The following is a 23898-nucleotide window of genomic DNA, read 5'->3' as shown; positions in this document are numbered from 1 at the left end:
ACCATGGCCCAGACCGCCTTTGAAGACATCGTTGCCGATTTCGACTTTCTCGAGGATTGGGAGGACCGCTATCGCTACGTCATCGACCACGGCAAAGCGATGGACCCGCTGGACGATGCGCTGAAAGTGCCTGCCACAAAGGTTGACGGCTGTGCCAGCCAGGTCTGGCTGCACCCAAAGATCGAAGACGGCGTGTTTTCCTTTACCGGTGACAGTGATGCCATGATCGTGCGCGGTCTGATCTCGGTTCTCAGGGCGCTTTACAACGGGTCGGCAGTGGCCGACGTGCCCAAGATCGACGCGCCGGCTGAACTGGCACGGCTGGGCCTTAATGATCACCTTTCGGCCCAACGCTCAAACGGTTTGCGCGCAATGATCGAACGTATCCGACTGGTGGCCGCCGAAGAGGCGCGGGGTTAAGTTTTCAACCCTTTTTCGACACATCCCGTAGCGTCGTTTCAAGATCGCCGTAGCCGGTAAATCGATATTCAAAGTCCAACCCCAGCCGTTCGGCACAGGCTTTGGCCTTTTCGACAAGGGCCGGGTTCTTGATCTGCGCCTGATAGACCAGCTTGGTGTAATTGCCAAAGATCATGTCGCGCAATTCGGGATGCCGATCCAACCCCATAGGCTTCCAGATGAACGCGTCAAACTGCTTGACCAGAAAATCGGTCAGGTAAAATGCGGTGATCTCACCATTTTCCGAGCGCTCTGAAAATGTGTCATTGCCCTCGAAAAACGAATAGCAATGCGGCCCCTCGACCATCTTCACGCCCAGCTCTTCGCATTTCGCCTGCAATTGCCCGCCGGTACCGCAATCTGCATAGACCACGAAGATTTCGTCATAGTCGCCGCGATGCTTGGCAACGGCCTCCTCCACGGCCTCGGTGATCTTGTCGGGATAAAGGTGGTATTTGGCGGGCAAGCACGTCAGCGTCATATGGGTCCAGCCATTGGCCCGGGTCAGCGCCAGGATTTCATGGGCCAGCGCGCCGCAGGCGATCAGCAGGATCGACGCCTCGCTCGCGCCCTCGGCAAAGCCTTGCTGAGTCAACGTGTCGTCGGCTGGCAAGATCGTCATGGCACTTCCTTCCAACAAAAAAACGGCCCGCACAAACGGGCCGTCTATCATCTCATTGTCTGAGCGGATGCCTCAGCCCGTGGCACCCTGATTGTGTTTGCGCGACATGAAATCCTTGGCGGTTTCCACGGCCACGGCAGCATCGCGGCAATAGGCGTCAGCGCCGATGGCCTTGCCGAATTCCTCGTTCAGCGGCGCACCGCCGACAAGAACGACATAGTCATCGCGCTTGCCCTGTTCCACCAGCGTATCGATCACAACTTTCATGTAGGGCATGGTCGTGGTCAGCAGCGCTGACATGCCCAGAATGTCGGGCTCTTCAGCTTCCAGCGCTTCCAGATAGTTCTCGACCGGGTTGTTGATGCCCAGATCGACCACTTCGAAACCCGCACCTTCCATCATCATCGACACAAGGTTCTTGCCGATGTCGTGGATGTCACCCTTGACCGTGCCAATCACCATCTTGCCCACGCGGGGGGCACCGGTTTCGGCCAGCAGCGGCTTGAGAATAGCCATGCCGCCCTTCATCGCGTTGGCCGCCAGAAGCACCTCGGGCACAAAAAGGATACCGTCGCGGAAGTCCTTACCGACGATGGTCATGCCACCCACCAGCGCTTCGGTCAGCACCTGATAGGGTTCCCACTTGCGCTCAAGCAGGATGTTGACGCCTTCCTCGATCTCTTCTTTCAGGCCGTCATAGAGGTCATCAAACATTTGCTGGACAAGTTCTTCATCGTCCAGTTCGGACAGGATGATGTCGTCTTCTTCGTCTGACATTAACGATTTCCTCAATCTTGGCGCAGGGGTCGCGCATCGTTTCGTTAGGTGCAGCATTCGTCAATTTGTCGCATCCGCACTTTGCGAATTGCGACATCACTGCTTCCGCAACCGACCTATACCGTTAATTACACTCGGTCGTTACTGAAAAACATTCATGGTCTATATGGTGTTATTGCAAATGTTCCCTAAATGTTCCAAATTAGGGGTATGACATCGGACAATAGCACAGACCCCGCAATGCGGCGCGCCGGGCGCGGCGCCATCAGCAACCGCGTTGGTCGGTATGAAATGCTGGACAGGCGTTTCGAATCCGATGGCTGGGATCAGCCGTGTGAAGAGCAGGTTTTGCGTACCCATGTTTCTGTCGAACGCCCCCGAAGCATGATCACCTACAACAGGTCGCCCGATCTGCCATTTGATCGTTCAATCAATCCCTATCGCGGCTGCGAACATGGCTGTGTCTATTGTTTTGCCCGCCCGTCGCATGCCTATCTGGGCCTTTCACCAGGTCTGGATTTCGAAACCCGCTTGATCGTCCGGCCCGATGCCGCCGACGTACTGGAACGCGAATTGCGCAAAAAACGCTATCGCGCCCGCCCGATCGCCATTGGCACCAATACCGACCCGTATCAACCTATAGAAAAGAAACATGAAATCATGCGGGACTGCCTGAAGGTTCTGCGCGATTTTAACCACCCGGTGGCCATCGTCACCAAGGGCGCATTGATCGAACGTGATCTCGATATTCTCTCCGACATGGCGGGCAGGGGATTGGCTCGCGTCGGCATTTCTGTCACCACGCTTGATCCAAAGCTTTCCCGCCTGCTTGAGCCACGCGCACCTGCGCCCGACCGGCGACTGGCAATGATCCAAAGGCTTTCTGAGGCCGCCATTCCGGTGCGGATCATGACCTCCCCGATCATCCCCGGCCTTACCGACCTCGAGATCGAGGCGATGCTTGCTGCCGGTGCCAGGGCCGGCGCAGATGCCGCAAGTTGGATCATGCTGCGTCTGCCACTTGAAGTGTCGCCGCTGTTTCAGGAATGGCTGGCCACACATTATCCAGACCGTGCCAACCGGGTAATGAGCCATGTTCGCACTATGCATGACGGCAAGGATTACGCTGCCGATTGGGGCCGCCGCATGCGCGGGTCTGGCCCCTATGCGCGACTGATTGCAGCGCGGTTTCAAAATGCGGCGCGGCGCCTTGGACTGGATCAATCGCAACCCGCCCTGCGCTGCGATCTCTTTCAGACGCCCCTTGGCAACAACGCCCAGATGTCGCTTTTCCGTTAGACGGACACTTCGCAGCCGGTGATCAATGAAATGACACCGGGCATTCGGGAGGCGTCTATTTGGCGAAAGAGATGGACAAGGTTCAGAGCTTCGATGCAGCTTCCGTTCTGAGCAATGCAGAGGCGATAGATGCGTTCAACTCTGACGGTGTGGTTTGCTTGCGCCAAGCCATCAGTCCCGACTGGCGGGCCCGGATCGAAGAGGGGATCGTGGCGGCACTCTCGGGCGCCAGCACCGATCTTGATGTGGTCAAGGCCTCCGGCGATAGCGGCAAATTCACCGTCAGTTCGCAGGCCTGGCAGAAAGTTGACCAGTTTCGACGTTATATTTTTGAAAGCCCGCTGGCCGACCTTTCGCAATACATCCTGCAATCCAAAACCCTGACATTGTTCTACGACTTCCTGCTGATCAAAGAGGCGAACAGCAACAGTGCGGCAACCCCCTGGCATCAGGACCATTCCTATTATCCGCTTTCCGGCACAAAGGTGATTAACTGCTGGACCGCGCTTGATCCGATCCCACTGGAAACCGCGCTGCGCTTCTGGAAAGGGTCGCATCTGTCCGGCATTGTCTATCGCGCCGCGAATTTCGAAAATCCGTCAAAGCCCTACAAATATGCGCGGGACAGTCATCCGCCGCTGCCCGAGATCGAGGCTGATCCAAATGCCAAACTGCTGGCAACGGCAATGGCGCCCGGGGATCTTCTGATATTCAGCTCGCGGGTCCTGCACGCGGCGCCCGGAAACCGTCTGGATCGACGCCGTGCCGGTTTTTCGATCAACTGGGTCGGCGATGATGTCACCTATGATGACGTGCCGGCGCTGGAAACCTATCGCGATCCGAGCCTTCGGACCGGCGACCGCATAGATATCTGTGCCAAGTTCCCGATGGTGCGTCCGACCTGATCAAACCCGTGCAGGGGCGAATAGGTCATCCCATTTTTTTGCCTGTGGGAACCTTCTTTCATGAAAAGCGCCCCCAACGATGCGTCATTGGCAGGCATTCTTCGCAAAGCTCTCTGCTTTCATGCGTCCCGCCGTCCAGACAGAGCTCATCATGATCGTCGAAGTGGTAGCAGCCGTCGAACTTGGCTGGATTTACATCCCTGTTTATCATCAACTGACGACATTCCTCACAATATCGCATCAACAGTTTTTCGTTGGAAATGACGCAGCTTCATATGCCGCAAGTCTGATGCCATGTTTGTCAAAGACGGTCTTAAGATCGTTGTAGAGCGCTCTTAGTTCATCTTCGTCATTTGGTGTTTTTCCCAGCACGGCCCGATCAGTAGACGACATAGTTTTGATCAATCGCGGCGAATTCACAACGCAGTTCATTCATTGACACGGCTGTCGCGAACGGCGGCATCGTCCGTTGCACACTAGTGACTTCGGGTCTGTTAAGCTGGCTCTGATCTATCCCCGGCGTCGGCTGCGTCTGCGAGGGGCCGGTTCGTCATCGCCGGTGCCATCGGCGGCCGAGGAGAACGCGCCAAGAGCTGCGGTGATCTGGTCCAGTGTCGGGCGTTCGCTTTGCGGGCGTGTTTCCAGCGCCTCGCGCATTTTCGACAGATGTTCGGGCATGGTGCCGCAACATCCGCCAATGACGGTCGCCCCGGAATCGCGCGCCAGCACCGCGTAATCGGCCATCAGGTCGGGGGTGCCATCATAATGGATATGCCCGTCGACATATTTCGGAATGCCCGCATTACCCTTGGCCACGATGGGCCGTTCGGTGCCCTGGGCGACAAAGCCCAGCACCGTGCGCAGCAAATCCGATGCGCCAACACCGCAATTGGCGCCGAAGGCCAGCGGCGGATTTTCCAGCTTGTCGACCATCGCCGCCATATCGGCCGAGGTAACGCCCATCATCGTGCGGCCCGCGGTGTCAAAGCTCATCGTGCCACACCAGGGCATGTCGGCCAGTTTGAACGCCTCGGCAGCGGCAATATATTCTTCGGGCGCGCTGATCGTTTCCAGCCACAGCACATCGGCGCCGCCGTCTTTCAGCCCTTCAGCCTGTTCATGAAAAATCTCGACAGCCAACTCATGCGTCAATGCCCCCATCGGGGCCATGATCTCGCCGGTAGGGCCGACAGAGCCCGCCACGATGACCGTGCGATCGCACTTGTCGGCAACCTCACGCCCGATCTCGGCAGAGATGCGCGACAGTTCATTGGCACGCTTTTCCGCGCCATGCAGTTTCAGACGCGCCGCGTTGCCGCCAAAGGAATTGGTCAGAAACAGGTCGCTGCCCGCATCAACCGCGGATTTATAGAGGTGATGAATGCGGTCGGGGTGCTGATCATTCCACATCTCGGGCGGTTCACCGGATTCCAAACCCATGTTGAATAGATTGGTGCCTGTCGCGCCATCAGCCAAAATCCAGTCACGCGTTTCCAGCAGCCTGCTCAGGGCGTTTGTCATTGTCAGCATTCCCACATGTGTTGCGTGTCATCATGTGTCACGTTTGCCTGTGGGGCGCAAATTCATAATCTTCATTATGTGTGTGAGCCGGATTTGCATTGGGCAGATGCACCGCCCGCGCAACATCCAACAATGCCAGCGCCATGCCCGGCCAGGAGGGGGACAAGGCATATAACGGCACACGGACCGGCGCGAAACAGGTCTTGAAACGGCTCAGGCCCGCGTCGGTGAAACGTCGCAAGATCACGGAAAATACAAGGTTCTTATGGGATCGCGGGGGCAGGGCTGCCAATGACAGGCGTGTACGGCCTTCTGTTGCGGCCTCCGAGATTGCTGCCATGATCAGAGCGTGCATTGTGCCGTCCGGCGCGTCGGCGCCCGTGCGCATCAGATCCAGGCAGATTTCCCCTGCCGAGACATGAAAGCTGACAAATCCCACGATCACATCTTCATGATACGCCAGATAAACCCGCCGATGGCGCAAATAATCCGGACAGAAGACGCCCATGGAAAATCCTCGTGCGTGACCTGATCGCGCCTGCCATTCCGCATCTATCGCCCGCATATGATGTACCGGCAGGTCACCTGCGCGGCGGGCAATTATGCTGGCACGGTCAGCCTGTCGCAGTTTGCGCCGCAACTGACGCAGCGCAGGACCCTCCAGCGTGAACATAACCGGGTTCAACACCGCTTCATCGGCAATATGGAACACTTTCCATCCACCCTGACGACACGCCGCCGCATGCCGCCCCGATGCCTTGTAAATCATGGCGCAGCGATTGCTGCCTCGGGCGACGGCTTTTAATGGGCCAAGCGCATCCCTTGTTTTGCCACGCAGCGGATCAAAAAGGGCGATTTGTGCCTGATGGGTTTTGGTGACAGCCAGGGTCGTGCGACCACTGCTTATCAGGCTGGCCCCGTTCTGGCGGCACACCCCTGTTTCGGCGCGCGGCGCGTTTGCGATCAGGGTTTCGGTAATACCCGTCGCCATCTGTTCTGCCGGTCTGCAGGCCGGGAACGATTTGCACAAAACCATCATGGCGATCACCGCTGGCACTGCATAATAGACCAGTCGGAAGGCCACGATCCCGGACATCAACTCTGCCTCGGGCCAATGCGGTAGAAACACCAGCAGGGACAGCTCAAACGGGCCGACGCCACCGGGTGTCCCGGTGATCAGGGCGGCCGTCAGCGCCGCCAGGTAGACCGGAAACAGGATGGCAAATCCGGCATCAAACCCCTGCGGCATCAAGATCCACAACGCCAGGGCTGCGGCGGCCGTGTCAATAAGCGTCAATGTCAGGATACCGCCCAATGCGGGCAGGGACAGCAACCTGAAACACCTGCCAAAGAGTGTCAGTTCTGGATTAAGAAAGCTGCGCAAGGCAATGGCAATAAGAGATAAAATCACCAGAAAAGCAGCCATTTCGGGTAAGATCACGACCGGACCCACCAAGCTGACCAGCGCAAACACCCCGATAAGCCCGAAAAAGAACCACCCCGTTACCGTAAGTGCGATCCGCGTGGCCTGTGCCGCGCTGATGCCTTTCAGCATGCGCCAGCGCACCAATGCACCCACAACAGCTCCCATCCCCAGAAGTTGCCCCAACGCAATCGACGCGGCACCGACAATCCCCGCTTGTCGTGGGCTACATCCCGTGCCGATATGGCGATGGATGATCACATCATAGCGCCCGATGGCCCAGAAACTGACCCCTGTGGCCAGCGCGGCCAGCACCCATTGCCGCATATTTAGCTGTTGCAGCGCCGATCCGATTTCATTCATCGCGCCTGCGTCCAGTCGTTGATGCAGGACCCACAGGCAAATGCCGGCAATGGCAAGTGGCAGAATGATCTTGGAAACCGGCAAAGCCCGCCGCCGGAGGCTGTTCGTCACATACTGCATAACCGCGTCACCCTGTACTGAACGGGCAGGGTAGGCAGGTGGGTTTACGCCAGCGTTAACAATTAAATATGTCGTGAAAAAAGCAAAACGCGCCCCGAAAGGCGCGTCATCGTTGTTTCAGGCATGACTGGATCAGGCTTCTTTCATGATCTGACCCTTGGCTTCGATCAGCAATTCGCCCATTTTCCTGCGGATCGTATCGGCATCAGCGATATCGCCCAGATCACCGGCAACCTTGCGCACGACGTCCTCGATACCGGCCTCTTCGAAATCCGATTTCACGACTTCTTTTGCATAGTTATCAGCATCTTCGCCGGTTTTTCCCAGCAGCTCGGCGGCCCAGAGGCCCAGCAACTTGTTGCGGCGTACCTCTGCCTTGAACGTCATCTGTTCGTCATGGGCGTATTTGTTCTCAAAGGCGTTTTCGCGGTCGTCAAAGGTCGTCATGGTTTGGTCCCTGAATTTGCTTGATGTTACCCTAGATATGCAACTCCGGGTCAGGCTGTGCAAGGCCTCTATCGTGATCTTGCGGCAATCGTGCCCATAGACTATGAGGGCGCAACGACCATGGGGATTAGGCCCCGGTCCAGCGACGAGGTGTGCATGGCACGGCGCAAGAAGATCTACGAAGGTAAAGCGAAAACCCTTTATGAAGGCCCGGAACCGGGCACGATTGTCCAGTATTTCAAGGACGACGCCACCGCGTTCAACGCCGAGAAAAAGGCCGTGATCGAAGGCAAGGGCGTGCTGAACAACCTTCTGAGCGAATATTTCATGACCGGGCTCAACAATATCGGCGTGCCCACGCATTTCATGAAACGGCTCAACATGCGCGAACAACTGGTGCGTGCCTGTGAAATCGTCCCGCTTGAGGTGATCGTGCGCAACTATGCCGCGGGCACGATGGCCAAACGGCTGGGCATGGACGAGGGCACGCAGCTGCCGCGCCCGATCGTTGAATACTGCCTCAAGGATGACGCTCTGGGTGACCCGTTGGTGACCGAGGAACATATCGCAGCCTTCGGCTGGGCCAGCCAGCAGGACATGGATGATATCCTCAGCCTCGCCCTGCGGGTGAATGATTTCCTTGCGGGCGTCATGTACGGCGTCGGCATCAAGCTGGTTGATTTCAAGATTGAGATCGGTCGCGTGTTCGACGGCGATTTCCAGCGCCTGATCGTCGCGGATGAGATCAGCCCCGACAGTTGCCGCCTTTGGGATATCGAAACCGGTCAGAAGCTCGACAAGGATGTGTTCCGCCGCGATCTTGGAAACCTGACCGACGCCTATACCGAAGTTGCCACACGCCTGGGCGTCATGCCCAAGGGCGCCACACCGATGATCCGGCCTACCCTGATCAACTGATCGGGGCTGGGTCGCCAAACCGGCGCCATGCAGCGCCACCTTGAAAATGGGGAAAATCCGATGAAAGCACGCGTGCATGTCATGCTGAAAAACGGGGTTCTTGATCCACAGGGCGAGGCGGTGCGCCATGCCCTCGGTTCACTTGGTTTCGACGGGGTCGAAAAAGTGCGCCAGGGCAAGGTGATCGAGCTGGATCTGGCCGAGACAGACGCGGCATCGGCCCGCGATACCGTCACCGCGATGTGCGAAAAGCTTTTGGCAAATACGGTGATCGAAAGCTATTCGGTGGAGCTGGTCTGATGCACGCTGCGGTCATCGTCTTTCCCGGCTCGAACTGCGACCGTGACCTTGCCGTGGCGCTGGAACGGGCAGGGGCCAAGGTCAGCATGGTCTGGCACAAGGATACAGAAATGCCCGCGGGCATCGACTTTATCGGCGTGCCGGGCGGGTTTTCCTTTGGCGATTACCTGCGCTGTGGCGCGATTGCCGCCAATTCTCCGATCTGCCGGTCGGTCATTTCACATGCGGAACGCGGCGGCTATGTCTTTGGCGTTTGCAACGGCTTCCAGATCCTGACCGAAACCGGGCTTCTACCGGGCGCGCTTTTGCGCAATGCCGCGCTGAAATACATCTGCAAACCGGTGGGGCTGAAGGTCGAAACCGCCGACAGCATCTATACCGGCGGATACGACAAGGGGCAGGTGATCACCGTGCCGATTGCCCATCATGACGGCAATTACAACGTCGACGCCGATAACCTTGCCCGTCTCCGGGGCGAAGACCGCATCGCCTTCAGCTATACCGATAACCCCAATGGCTCAGTCGCCGATATCGCGGGCGTGCTGTCGGAAAACCGTCGCGTGCTGGGCATGATGCCCCATCCCGAACGCATGGCCGAGGCGCTGCACGGCAATGCCGAGGGCGCAACGCTCTTTGCCCATGTCGTCGAACAACTGGTTCACGCCTAACATCTTGAGGCGTCGCCCCGTGCGGCGTATCCTTGCCCCATGAGAAGCCCAGGCGCCAAGGAACAGGTCGACCGCCCGCGCACCTTCAGCTGGAGTGCGCGCGGGGCGCTTTTGGCGCTGATGGCCGTGGCGATCTCGATCGTCTTTGTTACCAACCGGCTGCTGACCGACCGTTTTACCGAAAACACCCGCAACCGGGCGGAACTGCGCCTTGTTCTCTATAGCGGTAACCTTCTGTCAGAACTGCGCCAGAACGCCATCGTTCCGCAGCTTCTGGCGCGTGACCCGGCGCTGATCATCGCGCTGAATTCCGGCGATTATACACAATCTACCGCGCGCCTGATCTCGTTTATCGAGGAAATTGGCGCCAAAACCCTGACACTGCTCGATAAAGACGGGCGTACCGTGGCCTCGACCGACCGCAACTCGCTGGGCGAAAACCACCCGCAATCGCCCTATTTCATCGACGCGCTGCGCTCCTCTGACACGATTTTCAAAGTGCTCGAAGGCGAGGCGGGCGATTACCGTTTCTTTTATTCGCGCCGAATTGAAAGCCAGAACCAGTTGATCGGCGTGATCGTGGTCGAGGTCGATCTGGCGAAATATGAACGTGCCTGGTCGGGAATTTCCGATGCTGTCCTGGTCACCGACAGCGAAGGCAAGATCATCCTGTCCACCGAACCGCGCTGGCGCGGCCTGTCCGAGGTCGATGCCCTGGCCCGCCAACCGGTGACCAGCGCCATTGAACGCGCCATTCAGGCCACCCAGGATTGGACCACGCTGCCGGCAGATGCCTATCTGCAGGGCGAAGCGGTGATGCGCGTCGAGGGGCGTATCGCCTTTCGCGGGTGGCGCATCGCCAGCTTCACAACCTACAATAGCGTAAGGGAAAAAGTGAATGGCTTCCTCGCGCTCGAAATCATGGTTTTCGCGATTCTTCTGGCGCTGGCCTTCTATTTCCTGAACCGCAAAACCGCGTTGCGCATGGTGCTTTTCCAGCGCGAGTCGGCAGAGCTTCGCGCATTGAACGCAAGGCTACAGCGGGAAATTGCCGAGCGTGAAAGGGTGCAGGAGAACCTGGCCGTGGCCGAACAGACGCTTGCGCAAAGCTCGAAACTGGCCGCTCTGGGCGAGATGTCGGCCGCCGTCAGCCACGAGCTTAATCAACCGCTTGCGGCGATGAAAACCTACCTTGCAGGGGCGCGGCTCTTGCTGCAACGCAACCGGCCGGATGAATCCCTTTCCTCGTTCCAGCGGATTGACGATCTGATTGAACGCATGGGCGCGATCACACGGCAGCTCAAATCCTATGCACGGCACAATGCGGACGCGATGGAGCCTGTAAATATGGGCGATGCGCTGGCCTCGGCCCTCGCGATGATGGAACCGCAACTGCGTCAGCGCCACGTCACGATCAACCGCGCCCTGCCGGAACAGGCGGTGTTGGTGATGGGCGACAGGGTGCGCATCGAACAGGTGATGATCAACCTCCTGCGCAACGCCCTTGATGCCACCGAAGCCGTCGATGATCCCACCGTCGATATCATCCTGGCCGCGGGTGAAACCGCCAGCCTCACGGTGCGCGATAACGGGCCGGGCATTACCGACCACGACAATCTCTTTGAACCGTTCTATACTACCAAGCAGCCCGGCGATGGCGTCGGCTTGGGTCTTGCCATTTCGTCGGGTATCGTAAACGACCTTGGGGGACGTCTGACCGCACGAAACGGATCGGACGGAGGGGCTGTATTTGAAATGCAGTTGCCTATCTTACCAGAAGAGACCCGTGCAGCGGAGTGAACGATATGCCAAGTGCCATGAAGATCGCGATCGTCGACGACGAAAAGGACATGCGCCAATCCATCAGCCAGTGGCTGGCGCTTTCCGGTTACGACACCGAAGCCTTTGCCAGCGCCGAGGATGCGCTGAAGAAACTTGGACCCGATTACCCCGGCATCGTGGTGACCGACATCAAGATGCCCGGCATGGACGGGATGCAATTCCTGAAAAAGCTGATGGGCGCGGACAGCTCTTTGCCGGTGATCATGATTACCGGCCACGGCGATGTGCCGATGGCGGTCGAGGCGATGCGCATCGGCGCCTATGACTTCCTTGAAAAACCGTTCAACCCCGACCGGATGAACGAACTGGCCAAGAAAGCCGCCAATGCCCGCCGCCTGACACTGGATAACCGCGCCCTGCGCCGTGAACTCTCCGATGGCGGTCAACTGATGAAAAAGCTGATCGGCGCAAGCCCGATCATGGAACGCCTGAAAGAAGATATTCTGGATCTGGGTCAGGCCGACGGCCATGTGCTGATCGAAGGGGAAACCGGCACCGGTAAGACCCTCGTGGCCCATGCGCTGCACGCCGTTGGCGCCCGCGCGGGCAAGAAATTCGTCCTCGTGCCATGCTCGGCCTACGAAGACGAAACGCTGATGAAACGCCTCTTTGGTCCGATGAACCCCGAAGATACCCAGCTTCCGGCGGTGGAAGAAGCGCGCGGCGGCACACTTGTGCTGGAAGATATCGAAGCGCTCTCCGACACGGCACAGGCCCGCCTGCTGACCTTCATGAACGAAGAGGGCACGCCGCCCGAAACCCGTATCGTCGCCATCTGCAACATGCAGGAACAGGATCGCACCTGCGAAGATGCGCTGCGCCCGGACCTGTTCTATCGTTTGGCCAGCCTGCGCATTACCGTGCCGCCCCTGCGCCAGCGCGGCGAAGATATTCTTACGCTTTTCACCCGGTTCGGTGATCAGTTCGCCGATGACTATGGCTGTGAGCCGCCCAAAGTCTCGGCCCAGGAAGCGGCACAGCTCTTGCAGGCGCCGTGGCCGGGCAACGTTCGGCAGCTTTTCAATGTGGCCGAACGCGCGGTGCTGCAATCGCGCCGGGGCTCGGGCACCATCGCATCGCTGCTGATGTCCGATCATCAGGAAATGCAACCGGTGATGACGACCGAGGGCAAACCGCTCAAGGAATATGTCGAAGCCTTTGAACGTATGCTGATCGACAACACCATGCGTCGCCACAAGGGCTCCATCGCCGCGGTGATGGACGAGCTTTGCCTGCCACGCCGCACGCTCAACGAAAAGATGGCCAAATACGGCCTGCAACGGTCAGATTACCTCTGATTTGACAACGACCTTAAGAATGTCTGCCGTGTGTGCTGTTTCTGTGCGCACGGCAGGGTTCACATGTTCCCGGAAAATCCGAAATCGTTGATATAAGAGGCAAATTTCAACCTTATCCCAAATAAGTTACGCGTGATTTTCACGCTGCAATGCACTTTGCCCATTGTAATCTGACACTTTCCCGCTTTAGTGTGATTTGACGGAAGTGGTTCACGCAATCACCCCGCATGAGATTCGCTGTATCAGACGCCTGCGGGCACCATGCCCGCGACCCTGAACAGACCGATTGGGCCCTTGAAAACAGGGCCAACTACATGCCTGCAGCCCATCGAATGGCAAAGCAGGCCCTGAATTGGCGTCACCCAAGGCGCCGGAGAAGAAACGCGATGAAGCGCGCGAGGCAAAACCTAATCAGAGCAGGGGCCGAAATCGGCACCCTCGTTGGTGGATTGGCACCTGCGCCCGCTATCGCCCTTATCAGACATTGCCCGCAACCCGCCGCCCCACCAGGGCAGGCGCGATTGCCGCGATGCAATTGGATAACATGGCTAAGAAAATGCTTATCGACGCCACCCACGCGGAAGAAACCCGCGTTGTGGTGGTTGACGGAAACAAGGTTGAGGAGTTCGACTTTGAATCTGAGAACAAACGCCAGCTAGCTGGCAATATCTATCTGGCAAAAGTTACCCGGGTCGAACCGTCACTTCAGGCGGCCTTTGTCGACTATGGCGGCAATCGCCACGGCTTCCTAGCCTTTTCAGAAATTCATCCTGATTACTACCAGATCCCCGTTGCGGACCGCGAGGCGCTCATGGAAGAAGAGCGCGCCTATGCCGAGGCCCAGAAAGCCCGCGACGAAGAGGATGAAAAACCCAAAAAACGACGCTCACGCGGCCGCTCCAAGGCGAAGGCCGAGAAAACAAGTTCGGATGATGCGGTTGTCACCTCTGATCTGACCGATGGCCAGATTTCGGGCATGGAAACCATCGACCTCGGTGATGATGCGCTAGACCCGGATGAGGGCATGTCGCCGATGGAAATGGTCGGTGAAACCCCTGTCGAAGAACCGGTTGCTGAGGCCGCCGACGATGCCCCGACCGAGGGCACTTCCGATGACACGACAGACGAACAACCCTCTGATGAAACCGCCGCGGCGGATGCTCCAGCGGAAGACGCTGCCGAGGATACCAGCGATGATGTCGCCCCGGTGGATCACAGCGACGATGATGACGACGACGATGATGCGCCCAAATCCGATGCCACGGCCAAGGATGAAACCATCGAATCCGTCGCCGACGAAGATGACAGCGAAGACATCCGCCCGGTGCGCAAACCACGCCCGCGCCGTTATAAGATTCAGGAAGTCATCAAGGTCCGCCAGATCCTTCTGGTGCAGGTGGTCAAGGAAGAACGCGGCAACAAAGGTGCGGCGCTGACCACCTACCTGTCCCTTGCCGGGCGTTACTGCGTCCTGATGCCCAACACCGCCCGTGGCGGCGGCATCAGCCGCAAGATCACCAACGCTGCGGACCGCAAGAAGCTCAAGGAAATCGCCAACGAGATCGACGTGCCGGGCGGCGCGGGTCTCATCGTGCGCACCGCCGGGGCCAAACGTACCAAATCCGAGATCAAGCGCGACTATGAATACCTTCAGCGCATGTGGGAGCAGATCCGCGAACTGACGCTGAAATCCATCGCCCCCGCCAAGATCTACGAAGAGGGCGACCTGATCAAACGGTCGATTCGCGACCTCTACAATCGCGAGATTGACGAGGTGCTGGTCGAAGGCGAACGCGGCTACCGCATCGCCAAGGACTTCATGAAAATGATCATGCCGTCCCACGCCAAGAACGTGAAAAACTATGCTGATGCGATGCCGCTTTTCGCGCGCCACCAGGTTGAAAGCTACCTCAGCGCCATGTTCAACCCGACGGTACAACTGAAATCCGGCGGCTATATCGTGATCGGTGTGACCGAGGCGCTTGTCGCCATCGACGTCAACTCGGGCCGGGCCACCAAGGAAGGCTCGATCGAGGAAACCGCCCTCAAGACCAACCTTGAGGCCGCCGAGGAAGTTGCCCGCCAGCTGCGCCTGCGCGACCTTGCCGGTCTGATTGTGATCGACTTCATCGACATGGATGAACGTCGCAACAATTCGGCCGTCGAAAAGCGGATGAAGGAAAAGCTGAAAACCGACCGCGCCCGCATTCAGGTGGGCCGGATCAGCGGTTTCGGCCTGATGGAAATGTCGCGTCAGCGCCTGCGCCCCGGCATGATCGAGGCGACGACCCAGCCCTGCCTGGCCTGCCACGGCACCGGGCTCATCCGCTCGGACGACAATCTGGCACTCAGCATCCTGCGCCAGATCGAAGAAGAGGGCACCCGCCGCCGTTCGCGCGAAGTGCTGGTCAAATGCCCCGTCGGCATTGCCAACTTCATCATGAACCAGAAGCGTGAGCATGTGGCGCAGATCGAGGCCCGGTATGGTCTTTCGGTGCGGATCGAAGGTGATCCGATGCTGATCAGCCCGGATTTCACGCTTGAAAAGTTCAAGACCGCCACGCGCAACGTTCCCGAAGCCAGCGCGCCCGTGGTGTCTGTCAACAGCTCATTGATGGATGACATCGACGAAGAGACTGAGGCCGAGGTCGAAGAAGTACCTGTCGCGGCGTCTGAGGAGGAAGAGGCCAGACCCAAGAAGCGTCGCCGTCGTCGTCGTCGTCGTAAGTCCAAATCCGATCACGGAGGTGACGATCAGTCCGCTGACGCTCAGGACGGTGACACGAATGAAGCCAACGAGGCCACCGACACGTCGGATGCACCCAAGGACGAAGACGCCACCCCGGCTGAGGATCAACCCGCTGAGGTCGCGGATGCCGCAACCGACACCTCCGAGGAGGAGGTGAAACCCAAATCCAAGCGCACCCGCAGGCCCCGCAAGAAGGCGGATGAGGCCGAAGCTGCGCCGGCGGCGGATGTCGCCCAGGATGATGCAGCTAAGGAGGAGGCCACAGAGGCACCAGAGGCCAAGACTGAAGAAGCGGCACCCGAGGCAGAAGAAAAGCCAAAGAAACGCCGCTCGCGCGCAAAGAAGAAAGAGCCGGAAGTGGCTGAGGCGCCCGTGGTTGAACCCGCTCCAGAGCCTGCGATGGCCGAAGCCAGTGTCGAACCTGCCGCTGTCATCGCCGAGCCAGTTTCCGAGGTGGCCGTGGCCGAGGCACCGCAAGCGAAACCGGCACCAAAGCCCGAGCCGGTGGTCGAAAAAGCCCCTGATCCCGACAAGCCCAAGCGCAAGGGTTGGTGGTCTTTGGGGCGTTAAACCCGGATCATAAGATTTTGAAAACGCAGCACTTTAACGGGTGCTGCGTTTTTCGTTCCGGCGGCTGACAACTCCAACCTGCATTGACAGCCCTCAAATGACGGACCACGCTGCCGATAGCGCGCACCACGAGGTCCGGGATCAAAGCAGAGATGTCACTCGTTATCATCATCGGGCCACAGGCTGTTGGTAAAATGACCGTCGGTCAGGAATTGGCAAAGCTGACCGGTCTCAGGCTTTTTCACAATCACATGTCGATTGATCTGATCGGCCAGTTCTTTTCCTACAGCAGCGATATTGGCCGCGAACTGGTCGCGCGTGTCCGCTGGGATATCTTCAAGGCCGTTGCCGCCAGTGATCTTGAGGGCCTGATTTTCACCTATGTCTGGGCCTTCGATCTGCCGTCCGACCGCGATTATATCGACAAGATCACCCAGCTTTTCGAGAGCGTTGGGCGGCAGGTTTACCTTGTCGAGCTTGAGGCCGAGTTCGAGACGCGCATCGCGCGAAACGCGTCGCCCAACCGCCTTGAACACAAGCCGTCAAAACGAAATTTCGATCTCTTTGAGGCCGAACTACGCGAAACCGCCGCGAAGCATCGGCTCAACTCCGACGCGGGGGAGATTGACGCGAAAAACTACCTGCGCATCGACAATACCGATATTGCCCCACAGGACTTTGCCCAACACATCAAGGTGCATTTCGGACTGTAACGCGCAGAACTTGGCGATCAGTCGCCGTGCCGGATCATCTCGAAATAATCATATCGATTTCGGCCCGCATTCTTGGCCCGGTAAAGCGATTGATCGGCCTGCCGGATAATGCGTTCCTGATCTTGCGTGCCATCCTTGACCACGCAGATGCCGATACTGACCCCGATCGAAATCTCGTTGCCGCAGATAAAATAGGGGCGGTGCACCTCGTGCAGGATCGCCTCGGCAATGCCAATGGCCACATCGCGTATGTCTTCGCGCCGGGCCTCAAGCACAATGGCAAATTCATCCCCGCCGATGCGCGCCGCAATGTCGTTTTTGCGGATGCAACCGCCCACCCGGTCCGTGACCAGTTTCAACAACTCATCGCCGACCGGATGCCCGAACGTGTCGTTGACATATTTGAACCTGTCCAGATCCAGCAGCATCAGCACAACGCTGTGACCGGTCCTGCTTTCGTGTTCCAGCACCTCTTCCATCCGGGAGTTGAATGCCAGCCTGTTGGGCAGGCCGGTCAACACATCATGCAGGGCCGCATGTTCGATACGTTCCGTCGCCAGTGCCTGCGCCGAGATATCCAGATGCGTGCCAACCCAGCCACCGCCGGGCATTGGTGAATGGGTCGAGCTGATGACTTTGCCCTGACGCGTGCGAAACTCGGCCACCACGGTCTCATTGTTGCGCAGGTTGCGTTTCAGCTCTTCCAGATGTTTGTCGATATCGCCGGGAAAATCTCCACGGCTTTTTTCGCATTGCAGCAGGTATCTGAACGGCACGCCCGGATAGACCTCGCTCAGCGGTTTCTCGAAAATCTCGATGTATTTCTGATTCCAGATCGTCAGGTTCAGATCGTTATCAAAAACGCTGACACCCACCCCCATACTGTCAATGACAGCCTTCGTATTCCAATGAACATCTATAAACATGACGCAATGCACCCATACCCAAACCCAAGGGTGCGGCACTGACAAGCAATTCAAACCCCACCCACTTTCGCAAACCTAGCCGCGGGTTTGCGGAATCACTTGGATAAATTCAGTCAATTCAATGGCGTTTAGGTAAAAGCTAATGTGAATTTTAGGGTATGGGTCGGCATTCGCCATCGGCCTCAGCCGGCCTTGCGCACCAGATAGACCTGGCCACCCTGGGCCTCGATGACCGAGATCAGCTCGTGACCGCTTTCGGCGCAGTAATGCGGCACATCCACCACCGCCGCCGGATCGTCCGCCAGCAACCGTGCCTGATCGCCCGCCGCCAGCGATTTCATCCGCTTGGCCAGCTTCAGCACCGGCAGCGGGCAGAGCAGCCCACGGGCATCTATCTCGATCTCGTTCATGGGCCGCGACATATGCGCCAACTCACGCCCTGTCCACAACCTTGTGACCAAAGGGCGCGTGACGCGGGCCATGGAATTGATTATGTGGGGGAAATGTTCGGCATAGAAATCATCGACGCAAGCCTTCTGCCCGCCATGATCGTGGCGCTTCTGGCAGGCGTGATTTCATTCCTCAGCCCCTGCGTGCTGCCCATCGTGCCGCCCTATCTGGCGTATATGAGCGGCGTGACCCTGAACGATCTGTCGACCAGCACAACCCATCGCGCCCGCGCCACGGTGCCGGCGTTATTCTTCGTGCTGGGCCTCTCGACGGTGTTTTTGTTCCTCGGGTTCGCGGCCTCGGCCATCGGCACGGCCTTCCTGCAATATCAAAGCTATTTCAACACCGTGGCGGGCATCCTGGTGATGGGGTTCGGGGCGCATTTCATCGGCATCTACCGCATCGGCTTTCTGGACCGTGAGGCGCGGATGGACGCGGGCGACCGCGGCGGCAGCGCGTTTGGCGCCTATATCCTCGGCCTCGCCTTCGCCTTCGGTTGGACGCCCTGCATCGGCCCGCAACTGGGCGCGATCCTGTCTCTGGCCGCCTCCGAAGGTTCGGTCCCGCGCGGCACCTTCCTGCTGGCGATCTACGCCATCGGCCTTGGCGTGCCCTTCCTGCTTGTCGCCGCCTTCCTGCCGCGCCTGACCGGCGTCATGGGCTGGATGAAACGCCATATGGAACAGATCGAGAAGGTCATGGGCCTGCTCTTGTGGACCATCGGCCTACTGATGCTGACCGGCGGTTTCTCGGCCTTCTCCTTCTGGCTGCTCGAGGTCTTCCCGGCGCTTGCCAATATCGGATAAGCCTACCGCATCGCGAATTCCTGCGCTAACGTCACGCCCATGAGCAGCCGAACAGTGCACCGCAGGCACGTTTTCTACATTCCGGGCTACGACCCGATCCATCCCCGCCGCTACCGCGAGCTTTACCGCAAGGAAAGCACCGCGCAGGCAGGGATTTCCGGCTACCGGATCGCCCTTAGCCCGCAACGCACCGACGGGCGCTATGGCTGGCACCTCGAAGCTACGATTGACGGCACCGATACCGCCACCGATGTGGAAACCCTGATCTGGTCCGACATCGTGCGCGACAGCATGGATCAGGGCATCGCCGCCACCTATGGCCAGCTGCTCCGCACTGCCTGGACCTATATCGGCACCGGCGCACTCTTTCGCCTGATGCGACTGCGCAAGGGGCCGGTCATCGCCGCGCTCTACCCTGTGGGCTTCTTGTTGGTGCAACTGATCCTCGCCATTCTTGCCACCTCGATCCTCACCTGGGCGGGCAAGGCGATACTGATCCCCGCGCTTGGCACGTTTGGTCACATGATCGCACTCGCCGCCGGGGTGGCGCTGGCCTACGCGCTCCTCAGCTGGTTCAAGCGCCAGGATAACAGGTTCTTTGCCTATTACCTGATGCATGACTACGCCTACACCGCCCAGGCCAAAGGCGCCAACCCGCCCGAGCTTGAGGCCCGCATGGCCACCTTCACCGATGAAATCGCCACCGCACTCCAAGGCGACGCTGACGAGGTGCTGGTGGTCGGCCATTCCTCGGGCGCGCATCTGGCGGTGTCGATCCTGGCCGATCTGATCCGTCAGGGCCGGGTGGGCGATGACGGCCCCGCGCTTTCCTTCCTGTCGCTGGGGCAAGTGGTGCCGATGGTCTCATTTTTACCTGACGCCCACCGCCTGCGCGCCGATCTGCGCTACCTGTCGACCCGGGATGAACTGACATGGGTCGATGTCACCGCCCCCGGCGATGGCTGCGCCTTTGCGCTCTGCGATCCGGTCAGCGTCAGCGGTGTCGCCACCGATGCCAAACGCTGGCCGCTGGTGATCTCAGCCGCCTTCACCCAGACCCTCAGCCCCGCGCGCTGGCAGGAACTGCGCTGGCGCTTCTTCCGCCTGCATTTCCAGTATCTCTGCGCCTTCGACAATCCGGGTGACTATGATTATTTCCAGATCACCGCCGGGCCGCGCACGCTGGGCGACCGTTTTGCAGGCCGCGCGCCATCGAAATCCCGGATCGAAGCCCCGATATCCCCGCATACGAGCGTCACGCCATGACGCGGCCCCCCAAACCGCCCGCCCGCGAGGGCCGCGTCTCGCTCTGGCGTTACCTGAAACTCTTCCGGCAGGACATCCTCTCGGCTCAGCCAGCGCGGCTTTATCGCGCCTGGATGGCCGAATTCAAAACGCCTTTCTTCCGTTCCTACCTCTGCAATCAACCGGAACTGATTGATCTGGTGCTCAAGGCGCGCCCCGATGATTTCCCCAAATCCGACCGCATCCGCGAAGGGCTGAAACCTCTTCTGGGCAATTCGGTCTTTGTCACCAATGGCGCGGTCTGGAAACGTCAGCGCCGCATCATCGACCCCGCGTTCGAAGGCGGGCGTTTGCGCGATACGTTCCCAGCGATGCTCGCCGCGGGGCAGGGCGCGGTCGATCGGCTGGCCGCCCATGCGGACGGCGAACCGATTGAGATCGAGGCCCAGACCAGCCATGCCGCCGCTGACGTGATTTTTCGCACGCTCTTCTCGATCCCGATCGAGCATGAAACGGCGGGCCAGGTGTTCGATACGTTCCGCGCCCATCAGCGCGCCCAGCCGGTCGTCAACCTCGGCGCGCTTCTGCCCTTACCGCGCTGGTTTCCGCGTTTCCACAGGGCCGCGACCCGGCACACCGCCCAACGCATCCGGCAGTTGATCACCACCTTGACGGCGGCGCGCATGGATCAGATCAGGGCAGGGGATGCGCCTGACGATCTGGCCACCAAGATCATGACCACACCCGACCCTGAAACCGGCGAGACTTTCAGCACCGATGAAATGGTCGATCAGGTCGCCATCTTCTTTCTGGCGGGCCATGAAACCAGCGCCTCGGCCCTCGCCTGGGCGCTCTACCTGCTGGCGATGTACCCCGACTGGCAGGACAGGCTGGCGGATGAGGCTGCGGGTGTGCTCAAGGATGATTTTGGCTTTGCCGAGATGTCGAAACTGCGTCTCTCCCGCGATGTCTTCCGCGAGGTGCTGCGCCTCTATCCGCCCGTGCCGATGATGGTGCGCGAGACCACGTGCCCCGAACGGTTCCGCGACCGCGACGTGCCCAAGGGCGCGCAGATCGTGCTCAGCCCGTGGCATCTGCACCGGCACGAACGCCTGTGGGACAATCCCGATGGTTTCGACCCCGCGCGCTATGCCACTGAAAACGGCAAAACCTGCCTGCGCACCGCCTATATCCCGTTCTCAACCGGTCAGCGCGTCTGCCCCGGCGCGGGCTTCGCGATGATCGAAGGGCCGCTGCTATTGTCGATTCTGACCCGTGCCTACCGCTTCGATCTGATTGCCGAAAAACCGGCCATTCCCGTCGCCCACCTGACCGTCCGGGGCAAGGACGGCATCTGGCTCAGGATCAAGCCGCGCGGATGATGAGGTCCTGTCAGGGTCACTGCGCGGCGCTTTGTGTACACAATCCGCGTACAGAGTTTACACAGTTTACGCGCGCGCATTGTTAATATTCTGACCTTCACCGATAGCACACCGACGTAATACCGACAAAATACCGACGTTATACCGATAGGGGTTTTACGTTGTTAACCAAAGGCTTGAGGGGGGATTCGCAACTATCGCGACCGGTAGTGGTTCAATACATAGACCCGAATGGCCGAGGCCAACCCAATCTCCGTCCCCCGATCCGCATCAATTTCGGCAGCCAACACATTGATTGGCATATCTTTTTTAGTCGCTATTTCTCGAAAGGCTCGCCAGAATTCATCCTCCAGCGATACGCTGGTCCGATGCCCTCTTAACGTCAGAGAATGCTTGACCGGCCGACCACTCATTCGTCCAGCTTATGCTGTTCAATCGTGGTGTCGGCCTTCTCGGCGCGGTTTTTTTCAAGCTCTTTCTCCGCCTTGGTGCGGCCAAATTTCACTGCGTTTTCCGCGGCTTGCGCCTTGCGCTCGGCCCGCGCCTTCGTCTTGCGATACCGGTTCAGGTTGACCGGCTCTGCCATTACTTCGGTCCAACCATGTTTTCCGGACGCACCACCCGGTCAAAGGTTTCCTCGTCCACGTAACCTAATGAAATCGCTTCTTCTTTCAGCGTTGTGCCATTCTTGTGGGCGGTTTTGGCAACCTTGGTGGCATTGTCATATCCGATCTCCGGCGCCAGCGCGGTCACCAGCATCAGCGACTCGCGCATCAGCCTGTCGATCCGGGCCTCGTCCGCCTTAAGCCCATCAACCAGGTTATCCGTGAAGGCGCTGCTGGCATCCCCCAAAAGTTGCATGGATTGCAAGACGTTATACGACATCATCGGTTTGTAGACGTTAAGTTCAAAATGCCCCTGAGACCCCGCAAACCCGACCGCCGCATCATTGCCCATGACATGCGCGCAGACCTGCGTCAGCGCCTCGCATTGGGTCGGATTGACCTTGCCCGGCATGATGGAGCTTCCGGGTTCGTTTTCGGGCAGCACCAGTTCTCCCAACCCGCAACGCGGACCAGAACCCAAAAGCCTGATATCATTGGCAATTTTGAACAAAGAGGCGGCAACTGTTTTCAACGCGCCCGAGATTTCGACCATCGCATCATGCGCCGCCAATGCCTCGAACTTGTTGGGTGCGGTGACGAAAGGAAGCCCGGTGATCTCTGCCATATTCGCGGCGACCATCGTGTCCCAGCCCTTGGTGGTGTTCAGTCCGGTTCCCACCGCCGTGCCGCCCTGCGCCAGCTCATAAATCCGGCCCAAAGCGTCCTTCACGCGCGCGATACCCATCGCCACCTGATGCGTATAGCCCGAGAATTCCTGGCTCAACGTCAACGGTGTCGCATCTTGAGTGTGGGTGCGGCCAATCTTGATAATACCTTCAAATTCCTTGACTTTCTGCTCCAGCGCACCGTGCAGTTTCGCCAACCCCGGCAACAAAACATCATGCGCAGTCATCGCGGCCGAGATATGCATGGCCGTCGGAAACGTATCGTTCGAAGACTGACCCATGTTACAATGATCGTTGGGATGCACCGGGTCCTTGGAGCCGATCTGACCGCCCAGAATTTCAATCGCGCGGTTGGCTATCACCTCGTTAGCATTCATGTTCGATTGTGTTCCTGATCCGGTTTGCCAGACCACGAGCGGGAAGTTATCGTCCAGTTTACCGTCAACCACTTCGCCTGCCGCCTGCACAATGGCATCGCCGCGTTCGGCGTCCAGTTTACCCAGCTTGATATTGGCCTGGGCACAGGCTTTCTTGATCACGCCCAACGCACGTACGATCGCCACAGGCTGTTTTTCCCAGCCAATTGGAAAGTTCATGATCGAGCGTTGGGTTTGTGCGCCCCAGTATTTGTCCGAGGGAACTTCGAGCGGGCCAAAACTATCGGTTTCGGTGCGGGTCTGGGACATGTCAAAGCTCTCCTTGATGTTTCTGCCATGTCATACCCGAGATACCGGAAAGTTCAATGCATCACGGAGAATAGGCTGTAAGTAACTGTGATTGTTTTGAAAAATTATAAAAGGGCGA

Annotated in this window: 23 protein-coding genes; 13 read left to right on the top strand and 10 right to left on the bottom strand. The window is 58.7% G+C overall.

Annotation, left to right across the window (positions count from 1 at the left end; translation table 11 throughout):
- Positions 1-3 precede the first annotated feature (3 nt).
- On the top strand, positions 4-420 hold the full coding sequence (locus Q1B27_RS04250) for a SufE family protein (protein ID WP_299844072.1): 417 nt from the start codon (positions 4-6) through the stop codon (positions 418-420).
- A 4-nt stretch (positions 421-424) separates the two neighbouring features.
- Here Q1B27_RS04250 and Q1B27_RS04245 read toward each other — a convergent pair whose 3' ends face one another.
- Both Q1B27_RS04245 and Q1B27_RS04240 read right to left on the bottom strand, forming a co-directional pair.
- The gene (locus tag Q1B27_RS04245; RefSeq protein WP_299844069.1) at positions 425-1081 is read right to left on the bottom strand and encodes a DUF1638 domain-containing protein; all 657 of its coding nucleotides are present in this window, start codon (positions 1079-1081) and stop codon (positions 425-427) included.
- A 72-nt stretch (positions 1082-1153) separates the two neighbouring features.
- A complete protein-coding gene (locus Q1B27_RS04240) occupies positions 1154-1858 on the bottom strand; it encodes a B12-binding domain-containing protein (protein ID WP_299844066.1) in 705 nt (234 codons plus the stop codon).
- A gap of 210 nt (positions 1859-2068) precedes the next feature.
- On the opposite strand from Q1B27_RS04240, the gene Q1B27_RS04235 reads away from it, so the two are divergent.
- Together Q1B27_RS04235 and Q1B27_RS04230 are read left to right on the top strand one after the other, a co-directional pair.
- Positions 2069-3157 carry a PA0069 family radical SAM protein gene (locus tag Q1B27_RS04235; RefSeq protein ID WP_299844063.1) on the top strand — a complete coding sequence of 363 codons (1089 nt, stop codon included), beginning with the start codon at positions 2069-2071 and terminating at the stop codon, positions 3155-3157.
- 71 nt (positions 3158-3228) lie between these two features.
- A complete protein-coding gene (locus Q1B27_RS04230) occupies positions 3229-4062 on the top strand; it encodes a phytanoyl-CoA dioxygenase family protein (RefSeq protein WP_299844060.1) in 834 nt (277 codons plus the stop codon).
- Positions 4063-4572: 510 nt separating this feature from the next.
- Here Q1B27_RS04230 and bmt read toward each other — a convergent pair.
- The 3 genes from bmt to Q1B27_RS04215 form a co-directional block, all read right to left on the bottom strand.
- Positions 4573-5583 (bottom strand): betaine--homocysteine S-methyltransferase, encoded by a 1011-nt coding sequence (gene bmt, locus Q1B27_RS04225; RefSeq protein ID WP_299844057.1) that lies wholly within the window; start codon positions 5581-5583, stop codon positions 4573-4575.
- 37 nt (positions 5584-5620) lie between these two features.
- Positions 5621-7489, bottom strand: coding sequence for a phosphatidylglycerol lysyltransferase domain-containing protein (locus tag Q1B27_RS04220; protein WP_299844054.1), 1869 nt, complete (start codon positions 7487-7489; stop codon positions 5621-5623).
- A gap of 132 nt (positions 7490-7621) precedes the next feature.
- Positions 7622-7936 (bottom strand): DUF1476 domain-containing protein, encoded by a 315-nt coding sequence (locus Q1B27_RS04215; RefSeq protein WP_299844051.1) that lies wholly within the window; start codon positions 7934-7936, stop codon positions 7622-7624.
- Between the two features lie 156 nt (positions 7937-8092).
- Here Q1B27_RS04215 and purC point away from each other — a divergent pair, with 156 nt between their 5' ends.
- From purC to Q1B27_RS04180, 7 genes are all read left to right on the top strand, one after another.
- Positions 8093-8854 carry a phosphoribosylaminoimidazolesuccinocarboxamide synthase gene (gene purC, locus Q1B27_RS04210; RefSeq protein WP_299844048.1) on the top strand — a complete coding sequence of 254 codons (762 nt, stop codon included), beginning with the start codon at positions 8093-8095 and terminating at the stop codon, positions 8852-8854.
- Positions 8855-8914: 60 nt separating this feature from the next.
- Positions 8915-9154, top strand: coding sequence for a phosphoribosylformylglycinamidine synthase subunit PurS (gene purS / locus Q1B27_RS04205; protein ID WP_299844044.1), 240 nt, complete (start codon positions 8915-8917; stop codon positions 9152-9154).
- Positions 9154-9822: a phosphoribosylformylglycinamidine synthase subunit PurQ gene (gene purQ / locus Q1B27_RS04200; protein WP_299844043.1), complete on the top strand. Its 669-nt coding sequence runs from the start codon at positions 9154-9156 to the stop codon at positions 9820-9822. Before purS ends, purQ begins: the two co-directional genes overlap by 1 nt.
- A 39-nt stretch (positions 9823-9861) precedes the next feature.
- Positions 9862-11622 (top strand): ATP-binding protein, encoded by a 1761-nt coding sequence (locus tag Q1B27_RS04195; RefSeq protein WP_299844040.1) that lies wholly within the window; start codon positions 9862-9864, stop codon positions 11620-11622.
- A 5-nt stretch (positions 11623-11627) separates the two neighbouring features.
- On the top strand, positions 11628-12962 hold the full coding sequence (locus Q1B27_RS04190; protein ID WP_299844037.1) for a sigma-54 dependent transcriptional regulator: 1335 nt from the start codon (positions 11628-11630) through the stop codon (positions 12960-12962).
- Positions 12963-13506: 544 nt separating this feature from the next.
- On the top strand, positions 13507-16281 hold the full coding sequence (locus Q1B27_RS04185; protein ID WP_299844886.1) for an Rne/Rng family ribonuclease: 2775 nt from the start codon (positions 13507-13509) through the stop codon (positions 16279-16281).
- 152 nt (positions 16282-16433) lie between these two features.
- A complete protein-coding gene (locus Q1B27_RS04180) occupies positions 16434-16994 on the top strand; it encodes an AAA family ATPase (protein WP_299844034.1) in 561 nt (186 codons plus the stop codon).
- Between the two features lie 17 nt (positions 16995-17011).
- On the opposite strand, the gene Q1B27_RS04175 is transcribed toward Q1B27_RS04180, so the two are convergent.
- Positions 17012-17920 carry a diguanylate cyclase gene (locus tag Q1B27_RS04175; RefSeq protein WP_299844031.1) on the bottom strand — a complete coding sequence of 303 codons (909 nt, stop codon included), beginning with the start codon at positions 17918-17920 and terminating at the stop codon, positions 17012-17014.
- A 182-nt stretch (positions 17921-18102) separates the two neighbouring features.
- On the bottom strand, positions 18103-18402 hold the full coding sequence (locus Q1B27_RS04170; RefSeq protein ID WP_367181323.1) for a sulfurtransferase TusA family protein: 300 nt from the start codon (positions 18400-18402) through the stop codon (positions 18103-18105).
- A gap of 21 nt (positions 18403-18423) precedes the next feature.
- Between Q1B27_RS04170 and Q1B27_RS04165 the strand changes: the two genes are divergently transcribed.
- From Q1B27_RS04165 to Q1B27_RS04155, 3 genes are read left to right on the top strand one after another with little or no spacing between them, the layout of a single operon-like run.
- Positions 18424-19176, top strand: a complete 753-nt coding sequence (locus tag Q1B27_RS04165; protein WP_299844028.1) for a cytochrome c biogenesis protein CcdA — start codon at positions 18424-18426, stop codon at positions 19174-19176.
- Positions 19177-19215: 39 nt separating this feature from the next.
- Positions 19216-20442, top strand: coding sequence for a hypothetical protein (locus Q1B27_RS04160; RefSeq protein WP_299844025.1), 1227 nt, complete (start codon positions 19216-19218; stop codon positions 20440-20442).
- A complete protein-coding gene (locus Q1B27_RS04155; RefSeq protein WP_299844022.1) occupies positions 20439-21803 on the top strand; it encodes a cytochrome P450 in 1365 nt (454 codons plus the stop codon). Before Q1B27_RS04160 ends, Q1B27_RS04155 begins: the two co-directional genes overlap by 4 nt.
- Positions 21804-21997: 194 nt before the next feature.
- Here Q1B27_RS04155 and Q1B27_RS04150 read toward each other — a convergent pair whose 3' ends face one another.
- Genes Q1B27_RS04150 through fumC form a run of 3 tightly spaced genes read right to left on the bottom strand, consistent with a single transcriptional unit; the run spans position 21998 to position 23780 of the window.
- On the bottom strand, positions 21998-22216 hold the full coding sequence (locus Q1B27_RS04150; protein ID WP_299844019.1) for a ribbon-helix-helix domain-containing protein: 219 nt from the start codon (positions 22214-22216) through the stop codon (positions 21998-22000).
- Complete coding sequence (locus tag Q1B27_RS04145) at positions 22213-22389, bottom strand: DUF4169 family protein (RefSeq protein ID WP_299844016.1); 177 nt, start codon at positions 22387-22389, stop codon at positions 22213-22215. Before Q1B27_RS04145 ends, Q1B27_RS04150 begins: the two co-directional genes overlap by 4 nt.
- A complete protein-coding gene (fumC, locus tag Q1B27_RS04140) occupies positions 22389-23780 on the bottom strand; it encodes a class II fumarate hydratase (RefSeq protein WP_299844013.1) in 1392 nt (463 codons plus the stop codon). Before fumC ends, Q1B27_RS04145 begins: the two co-directional genes overlap by 1 nt.
- Positions 23781-23898 lie beyond the last annotated feature (118 nt).

The organism is uncultured Roseovarius sp. (assembly GCF_947489715.1).
In the GTDB taxonomy this organism is placed as follows: Bacteria; Pseudomonadota; Alphaproteobacteria; order Rhodobacterales; family Rhodobacteraceae; genus Roseovarius.
The sequence above is the reverse complement of the archived record's forward strand: the minus strand, read 5'-3'. Positions and strand labels throughout refer to the sequence as shown.